The sequence below is a fragment of the Streptomyces sp. NPDC054765 genome, assembly GCF_053612065.1.
In genome coordinates this window covers 42112-48268 of record NZ_JBSHBP010000059.1, presented here as the reverse complement: position 1 = coordinate 48268, position 6157 = coordinate 42112, and the positions used below count along the sequence as shown (strand labels likewise).

Here is a 6157-nt window from a genome sequence, read left to right as displayed (position 1 = left end):
CCCTGGTGCCGTCCGGCGGCCGCCGCTCCCGCTTCCCCGACCGTGTCGTCTAGGCTCCCCCGGAGCGCAGGCAGGGGGCCTGCACGGACGCGGCCGGATCCGGCCCAGGTGTGGGGAAGTGGTTCGATGCGTGCACTGCGGGTGCTGTTGATCTTCATCGTCATATTCGGCGGGCTGTTCGTGGCCGCCGACCGGGTGGCGGTGAACCTCGCCGAGAACATGGCCGCGGACAAGATCCGCAGCAGCCAGGGTCTCGACAGGACGCCGGAGGTCTCGATCAAGGGCTTCCCGTTCCTGACCCAGGTCGCCGGCCGCAGCCTCCAGGAGGTGGACGCCGACCTCGGGGGCATCGAGGCCCGCGCCGAGGGCCACTCGCTGCGCATCGACCAGTTGTCGGCGCAGTTCCACGATGTGGGCCTGAGCAGCGATTACACCTCCATCCAGAGCGCTGCCACGGCCACCGGCAACGCCCGGATCAACTACGCCGACCTGACCAAGGCGGCGGGCGGCGGCGTCAAGATCACCTACGGCGGACAGAAGAACGGCCGCAGCCAGGTCAGGATCTCGCCCGACCTCCCGGTCCTCAGCTCGCTGGACGTGACCGGCTCCCTGACGATCGTGGGCGGCAACACCGTGCGGCTGCGCGCCGACGGGCTCCCCGGGATGTGCAAGGCCCTCCCGGGCTGCGAGGCCAAGGTGCGCGCCCAGACCGACCACGACTGGAAGCTGGACCAGCTGCCCGGCAACCTGAAGCTGGAGAAGGTCGCGACGATGCCCGACGGCATCTCGATCTCCGCCGTCGGCAAGGACGTCAGGCTTCCCGGCTGACCGGAGGCCGCCGGCGGGCCGCCCCACCAGCCCGCCGGCCCGCCGGCCGGTCCGCGCGCCGGCCGGTCCGCGCGCCGGCCGATCCGCACGCCGTCCATTTCCTGAGACGCCTAAGTCCGTACGCCAGACCCCCCACCGGCGTACGGGCACCGGGGGCCCGTGCGGCAGCTGCCTCGCGAGCCCCCGGTCTCACATCACGGACAAACGCGTCTCGCCATTCGACACGCCGGTGACACGCCCCGCCCCGCGTCCCTACGATCGGTGGCATGCAGAGCTCATTGAGCGGTCTCCGTCCGCGGGGACGTGCGGTACTGACGAAGCGGCGGGCAGTAGACCTGTGCCGCGTCGCCGCCATGCTCTGTCGCCCTGTCTGACGGGCCTTTCGCACCCTCCCCCGGCCACCGCCGGGAGGTGCCCCGGCCCCAGCCCCCGGCCGGCCCTGCAAGCCGCGCCCCCACGCGTCCCGGCGCAGCGCCGCCCCGGTACCCCCGTCCGGAAGTCACCGGCGCACACCCGGCATATCCGCGTGCCACTCTGCCACCGCCCCCGCAACTGCCCCGGAGGAGAACACCATGAGCCGTAGCGACGTCCTCGTAGACGCCGACTGGGTCGAGGCCCACATCGAGGACCCGAAGGTCGTCCTCGTCGAGGTCGACGAGGACACCTCGGCCTACGACAAGAACCACATCAAGAACGCCGTCCGGATCGACTGGAAGCAGGACCTCCAGGACCCGGTGCGCCGCGACTTCGTCGACCAGGAGGGCTTCGAGAAGCTGCTCTCGGCCAAGGGCATCGGCAACGACGACACCGTGGTCCTCTACGGCGGCAACAACAACTGGTTCGCCTCCTACGCCTACTGGTACTTCAAGCTCTACGGCCACGGCAGCGTCAAGCTGCTCGACGGCGGCCGCAAGAAGTGGGAACTGGACTCGCGCGACCTGGTCGACGGCTCCGAGGTCCCCCGGCGCCCGGCCACCGCCTACCAGGCCAAGGCCCAGAACACCGCCATCCGCGCCTTCCGTGACGACGTCGTCGCCGCGATCGGCAACCTCAACCTGGTCGACGTGCGCTCCCCCGACGAGTTCAGCGGCAAGCTGCTCGCCCCGGCGCACCTCCCGCAGGAGCAGTCGCAGCGCCCCGGCCACGTGCCCAGCGCCCGCAACATCCCGTGGTCGAAGAACGCCAACGACGACGGCACCTTCAAGTCCGACGACGAGCTCAAGGCGCTCTACGAGGCGGAGTCCGTCGACCTCGCCAAGGACACCATCGCCTACTGCCGCATCGGTGAGCGCTCCGCGCTGACCTGGTTCGTCCTGCACGAGCTGCTCGGCCAGACCAACGTCAAGAACTACGACGGTTCCTGGACCGAGTACGGCTCGCTGGTCGGCGTCCCGATCGAGCTCGGCGCAGCCAAGTAACCCCGCAAGCTTCTTCTTCGAACCCTCAAGGAAGTACCCCTATGTGTGGAGCACAGGCAGGCGGCCCGGACGCCTCGACCATCAAGCCCGGTGAGACCACGATCCAGGGCAACGTGACCCGCGACGGCGAGCCCGTCACCGGTTACGTCCGCCTCCTGGACAGCACCGGCGAATTCACCGCCGAGGTCCCCACCTCCGCGACCGGACAGTTCCGCTTCTACGCGGCCGAGGGCACCTGGACGCTGCGCGCGCTCGTCCCGGGCGGCACCGCGGACCGCACCGTCGTCGCCCAGAAGGGCGGCCTGGCGGAGGTTGCCATCGCTGTCTGACGGCGGAAGTGGCCTGCGCTCCGCCCGGGGCCCGTCGCCACGATCCGTACGGCCGAAGGGCCGTACCCCGGAGGTTTGGACGCCTTGGCCGGGGTGCGGCCCTTCGTGCCGTGCACGGCACGGGCAGCGTTTCCTGCGCCGGCTTCTGTCCTGCCGCGCGCGGACTTACCGTGGATTCATGGACGCGCACCGCCGGTCGCCCGTACAGCGCCGTCATCGCAGGTACTTCGTCCTGATGGGCGTGTGCCTGGTGCTGTTCGTCCTCGCGTGGGGTGTGGTGCGGCTGTGGTCGGTGCCGGCCGCGGTGGGCATGTGCGTCGTCGCCATGGTCATTCCGCCCGTCGCGGCGATCGTCGGCAACCGCCGCGAGCCCGGTGAGCGCTGGTGGGACGAGTCCGGCGACCCCGAATCCGACCGCTGGTGGCGCGAACTGGACGACCGGGGCGACGACAAGCACCCCCGGTAGCCGCGCCGGGCGCCCGGCGGGTTCCGTACGCCGGGCGCCCGCGGACCAGTACGCCGGGCTCAGTACGCCGGGCGCCCGCGGACCAGTACGCCGGACTGCGGGCTCAGTACACCAGCGCCTGTACGTCGTCCGGCATGATCTCGCTGACGAACACCTGGGCTCCGGCGATCCCGGCCCCCTCGATCAGATCCTTCTGCTCGACGTCACGCCGGGCCGCGCACTGGGTGCAGACCGTGATCGCGCCGCCGCCCGCGCGGATCCCGTCGATCAGTTCCGGCAGGGGAGCGGCATGCGGCAGCTCGAACTCCGCCGCCCGCCCCGGCAGCGCGAACCACACCGACTCCCCGGTCAGCCACAACGACACCTCGACGCCGCTGGCCACCGCCACCGCCGCCACTGTGAACGCCTGCGAGCACCGCTCGGGCGCATCCGCACCCGCCGTCACCTTGATCACGAGCTTCTTCGCCATGGGGCAAGAGTAGGCGCGGTGGACCTCACAGCGCCGTTGTCACCGCCGCCGACTAGACTCTCAGGCGGTCCGTTACACCCTCACTCCGTTCAAGGAGCGCGCTCGTGCTTGAGGCATTCTTCACCACCCTGCTGGTTCTGGTCGCCGTCGGCGTGATCTCGTTCGCCGGTCTGACCTGGAAGAAGCTGTACCAGGGCCAGCGCTGAGCCGTCGCTCCCCCAGCTCAAACCGGGTGGCGGCCCACCCAGCAGCCTCATGGGAGCGCCTCGCGCGCCCCTGCCGATTCCCCTCCGCATAGATCGTCTGAGCTCTCATGATCGAGATCCCGTCCGACCTGAACCCGGCCCTGGTGCCGCTCGCCTTCCTCCTCGGCAACTGGGAGGGCGCCGGCGTCGCCGACTTCCCGGGCACCGAGAAGTGCAACTTCGGGCAGGAGGTCAGCTTCACCCACGACGGCCGTGACTTCCTCGAATACACCTCGCACAGCTGGGTGCTCGACGCCGAGGGCAAGAAGGTCCGCCCGCTGGAGACGGAGACCGGCTTCTGGCGCATCGACGCGGACCGCAAGGTCGAGATCGTGATGTGCCGCGACCAGGGCGTGGTGGAGGTCTGGTACGGCGAGCTGGCCGACCGGAAGCCGCAGATCGACCTGGCCACCGACGCCATCGCCCGCACCGCCGCCTCCGGCCCGTACAGCGGCGGCAAGCGGCTCTACGGCTACGTCAACAGCGACCTGATGTGGGTCGGCGAGAAGTCCACCCCGGACGTGCCGCTGCGGCCGTACATGTCGGCGCACCTGAAGAAGGTCGCCGACCTCAAGGAGTGGGCGGAGAACCTCCCGGACGAGATGCCGGACGGCGTCTCCTTCTTCCGGCCGGACGGCACGCCCTACACCCCGTAAGCAGCACGCCCCGGCGACGGGCGACCGGACCGCCGCCGGGCACCGGCCGTAGCGCCGCTGCCCGGTGGCGGTGCTGCCCGACGGCGGTGCTGCCGGTATGGGGGGTCTGCCCTGCCGGGTGCCGTCGGCGCCCGTGGAACTGCCGGCCGGCATACGGACCGCAGGCTGACGCGGCAACCCACGCACACCCGCCGCCCGGCCTCCTACACTGGGCCTGTGGTGACCACCGACTGGCAGAGCGACCTCCGCAGGCGCGGATACCGCCTGACCCCGCAGCGTCAGCTCGTACTGGAGGCTGTGGACAGGCTGGAGCACGCCACCCCCGACGACATCCTCACCGAGGTGCGCAAGACGGCGGGCGGGGTGAACATCTCCACCGTCTACCGGACCCTGGAGCTGCTCGAAGAGCTGAGCCTGGTCAGCCACGCCCACCTGGGACACGGCGCACCCACCTACCACCTCGCCGACCGCCACCACCACATCCACCTGGTGTGCCGGGACTGCACGGACCTCATCGAGGCGGATCTGTCGGTGGCCGAGCCGTTCACGGCGATGCTGCGCGAACGATTCGGCTTCGAGACGGACATGAAGCATTTCGCGATCTTCGGGCGCTGTGCGGCCTGCCGCGACAAGGCCGCCGAGGGCGACGGCTGAGGCTGTCGCCGTCGGGTCGTAGGCTGGCCCCATGCTGCGACATTCACCCGCCAGCCCCCTGCTGTCGCTGCCCGGCGCAGTCCCCGCCGAGGCCCCCGACGAAGGCGTCGCTGCGCACTACGGCGACCTCTTCCGTGAGCAGCGCGCCCTCGCCGACGGCTCCGGCTTCGTGGACCTCTCCCACCGCGGCGTGGTCACCGTCACCGGCCCCGAGCGGCTGAGCTGGCTGCATCTGCTGCTCACCCAGCACGTCAGCGAACTCGCGCCCGGCCACGCCACCGAGGCGCTGATCCTGTCCGCGCACGGTCACATCGAGCACGCCGTCTACCTCGTCGACGACGGCGAGACGACCTGGATGCACACCGAACCCGGCAACCAGGAGGCGCTGGTCGCCTACCTGGAGAGCATGAAGTTCTTCTACCGGGTCGAGGTCTCCGACCGCACCGACGAGATCGCCGTCGTCCATCTGCCGGCCGGCTCCATCACCGAGGCGCCCGGCACCGCCGTCGTACGCGAGACCGCGCACGGCCGTGATCTGTTCCTGCCCCGCGCCGGGCTGGAGCCCTTCGCCGCGGAGCACGGCCCGGCGATCGGCGTCCTGGCCCTGGAGGCGCTGCGCGTCGAGGCCCACCGCCCCCGCCTGGGCCTGGAGACCGACCACCGCACCATCCCGCACGAGCTGGGCTGGATCGGCACCGCCGTACACCTGCAGAAGGGCTGCTACCGCGGCCAGGAGACCGTCGCCCGCGTCCACAACCTGGGCAAACCGCCGCGCCGGCTGGTCTTTCTGCACCTCGACGGCAGCGAGGTCCATCTGCCGCCGCACGGCACCCCCGTCCGCCTCGCCTCGGACGGCGAGGAGGGCCGCCAGCTCGGCTTCATCACCACCTCGGCCCGCCACCACGAGCTCGGCCCGATCGCGCTCGCCCTGGTCAAGCGGAACGTGCCGGTGGACGCACAGCTGATGGCGGGCGGCACGGCGGCGGCGCAGGAGGCCGTCGTCGAGCCGTAGGGCCTGCCGGGGGCGCGGCGCCCGGCGTACCGGCGACAACCGGACACCTGGACACCCGGACCGCCTGCGCCCGCGCCCCC

General features: G+C 71.1%; 9 protein-coding genes. 8 read left to right on the top strand and 1 reads right to left on the bottom strand.

Annotation, left to right across the window (positions count from 1 at the left end; translation table 11 throughout):
- Positions 1-126 precede the first annotated feature (126 nt).
- From ACWGJY_RS29275 to ACWGJY_RS29255, 5 genes are all read left to right on the top strand, one after another.
- Positions 127-828: an LmeA family phospholipid-binding protein gene (locus tag ACWGJY_RS29275; RefSeq protein ID WP_453263869.1), complete on the top strand. Its 702-nt coding sequence runs from the start codon at positions 127-129 to the stop codon at positions 826-828.
- A gap of 266 nt (positions 829-1094) precedes the next feature.
- Complete coding sequence (locus tag ACWGJY_RS29270; RefSeq protein ID WP_350252853.1) at positions 1095-1202, top strand: putative leader peptide; 108 nt, start codon at positions 1095-1097, stop codon at positions 1200-1202.
- Between the two features lie 198 nt (positions 1203-1400).
- Positions 1401-2246, top strand: a complete 846-nt coding sequence (locus ACWGJY_RS29265) for a sulfurtransferase (RefSeq protein ID WP_453263868.1) — start codon at positions 1401-1403, stop codon at positions 2244-2246.
- A 41-nt stretch (positions 2247-2287) separates the two neighbouring features.
- Positions 2288-2575, top strand: a complete 288-nt coding sequence (locus ACWGJY_RS29260; protein WP_453263867.1) for a DUF1416 domain-containing protein — start codon at positions 2288-2290, stop codon at positions 2573-2575.
- 235 nt (positions 2576-2810) lie between these two features.
- Complete coding sequence (locus tag ACWGJY_RS29255) at positions 2811-3041, top strand: hypothetical protein (RefSeq protein ID WP_453263873.1); 231 nt, start codon at positions 2811-2813, stop codon at positions 3039-3041.
- 103 nt (positions 3042-3144) lie between these two features.
- On the opposite strand, the gene ACWGJY_RS29250 is transcribed toward ACWGJY_RS29255, so the two are convergent.
- On the bottom strand, positions 3145-3510 hold the full coding sequence (locus tag ACWGJY_RS29250; RefSeq protein WP_329147907.1) for a DsrE family protein: 366 nt from the start codon (positions 3508-3510) through the stop codon (positions 3145-3147).
- A gap of 313 nt (positions 3511-3823) precedes the next feature.
- Between ACWGJY_RS29250 and ACWGJY_RS29245 the strand changes: the two genes are divergently transcribed.
- From ACWGJY_RS29245 to ygfZ, 3 genes are all read left to right on the top strand, one after another.
- Entirely contained in the window at positions 3824-4411 is a 588-nt protein-coding gene (locus ACWGJY_RS29245; protein WP_453263866.1) for an FABP family protein, read from the top strand.
- A 216-nt stretch (positions 4412-4627) separates the two neighbouring features.
- Positions 4628-5065 carry a Fur family transcriptional regulator gene (locus ACWGJY_RS29240; protein WP_453263865.1) on the top strand — a complete coding sequence of 146 codons (438 nt, stop codon included), beginning with the start codon at positions 4628-4630 and terminating at the stop codon, positions 5063-5065.
- A gap of 31 nt (positions 5066-5096) precedes the next feature.
- On the top strand, positions 5097-6077 hold the full coding sequence (ygfZ, locus tag ACWGJY_RS29235) for a CAF17-like 4Fe-4S cluster assembly/insertion protein YgfZ (RefSeq protein ID WP_453263864.1): 981 nt from the start codon (positions 5097-5099) through the stop codon (positions 6075-6077).
- Positions 6078-6157 lie beyond the last annotated feature (80 nt).